This window comes from Microbacterium sp. Bi128 (genome assembly GCF_918698205.1).
On record NZ_CAKKMM010001048.1, the window covers coordinates 1 to 1,808 of the forward strand.

Below are 1,808 nucleotides of genomic sequence, written 5' to 3' on the forward strand. Positions count from 1 at the left end.
CTGGGAGACGCCGTTGAAGATGGCCACATGCTGATCGTGTTCGCCGATGTAGTAGCGCGTCTGGGTCCAGGCGTAGCCAAGCCAGAGTCCGACGGCCAGCAGCGCGACGATCGCGGCGGCAATGGATACGGTAAGCCACCGGCGCGGCCGTCCGGCGGGCCTGAAGTCGTCTGCCTCCTCGCGGTCCTGTTCGGACTTGTGCGTGAGGACCGTGGCCGCGCGCCGGGCCACGGTGCGTCCGGCGATGGAAGGAATGGACCCTGATTCCGCTGCTGCGGCGGCGGCCCCGACAAGTTCGTGCGGGCGCATGGAGAGTTCTTCCCGCAGGACTTCGGCCGAGAGGTGTTCGCCCAGATGCGGGTCGGTGGTGGTCTCGGGTTCCTTGCCCTCGGCGGCCTTCTGTGTGGCGGCGGCCGGCAATGTGCCGTCGGCCGGGGACCCTGGGGCCGGGTCGGCCGGCGGCCCCGAGGCTCCTGCCGCGGCGGCCAGCGCGGCGGGCCCGGTGTCCTGGGCGGAGTTGTCCTTCTTTACGGACTCGTTTACGGACTCGCCGGGGGTTTTCGCGGCACCAACGGTGCTCCCGGCCAGGGGTCCGGCCGGGGCGGCGGGCGCTGACGTCCCGGCGGCCGCTGCGGGCGCGGGCACGACGTCGACGGCGGCGGTCCGGACGTCATCGCGTGTCGGCTCGGCGATGTCGAGTACCACCACGGTCACGTTGTCCGGGGCGCCGGCCTCCAGCGTGAGTTCAACCAGCAGTTCGGCGCATTCGCCCAGGTCCTTCGTCTCCCGGACGGTGCGCTCCACGACGTGGCCGGCCACATAGTTCAGGCCGTCCGAGCAGAGCAGCCATCGTTCCCCGGCCTGGACTGCCAGTGTGTCAAGATCAAGCTCCGGGCTGGCATCGACGTCGCCCAGCACGCGCATGAGGACGTTCTTGTGCGGATGCGTTTCGGCCTCTTCGGGGCGGAGCCTGCCCTCATCGATGAGCCGCTGGACAAAGGTGTGGTCGACACTGACCTGTTCGAACTCGCCGTCGCGCAGCCGGTAGGCCCGGGAGTCGCCGATGTGGGCGAAGTGGAGCTTTCCTTCGGCGAGGAGCAGGGCCGTGACCGTGGTGCCCATCCCGGCGAGCTTGGGATTCATGTGCACCAGTTCGGACAGCAGGGAGTTGGCCGTCTGGATTTCGTCGGCGAGGACGGTCCCGGCGTCGCCGTCGTAGTCGTCATGGTCCAGGTGGATCATGTCCAGGACGGTCGCGGCGGAGGCGACGTCGCCGCCGGCATGGCCACCCATGCCGTCGGCAACGACGGCGAGGTGCCGGCCGACGTAGGCGGAGTCGTCATTCTTGGCGCGTATGCGGCCGACGTCTGACCGCGCGGCGTAGCGCATGATGAGCGGCCGCTTCGGGGCAGTTGGCTTGCCTTCGGCCCTGTCTGCGGGAAATTCCGGGGCAGCCACGGCTACGGCCTCAATTCGATGACCGTCTTGCCGATTCTCACGGGGACGCCCAGCTCCACCGGGAGGGCCCGGGTCAGCTGCTGGTCTGCCAGATATGTGCCATTAGTGGAGCCGAGGTCCTCGATGAACCAGCGGCTGCCCTGCGGGAACAGGCGGGCATGGCGGCCCGAGGCGTAGTCGTCCTCCAGGACCAGGGTGGCTTCCTGTGCCCGGCCAAGGAGGATCGGGCTCGCCGCGAGGGCGATGGTGGTGCCCTTCAACGGTCCCTCGGTCACGATCAGCTGGCGGGCCTGCTGTTTGACGGGGGCGGGCGGCGGTTCAGCAAGGGAAGGATTCTTGCGCACCTGGCG

General features: G+C 69.2%; 2 protein-coding genes. Both read right to left on the minus strand.

The window, feature by feature from the left end:
• Window positions 1-1,458: PP2C family serine/threonine-protein phosphatase (locus LQV45_RS29615; RefSeq protein ID WP_230010689.1), on the minus strand; the 1,458-nt coding region annotated here is incomplete at its 3' end.
• A 2-nt stretch (window positions 1,459-1,460) separates the two neighbouring features.
• The coding region (locus LQV45_RS29620) for an FHA domain-containing protein (RefSeq protein WP_230010690.1) at window positions 1,461-1,808 on the minus strand (348 nt) is incomplete at its 5' end.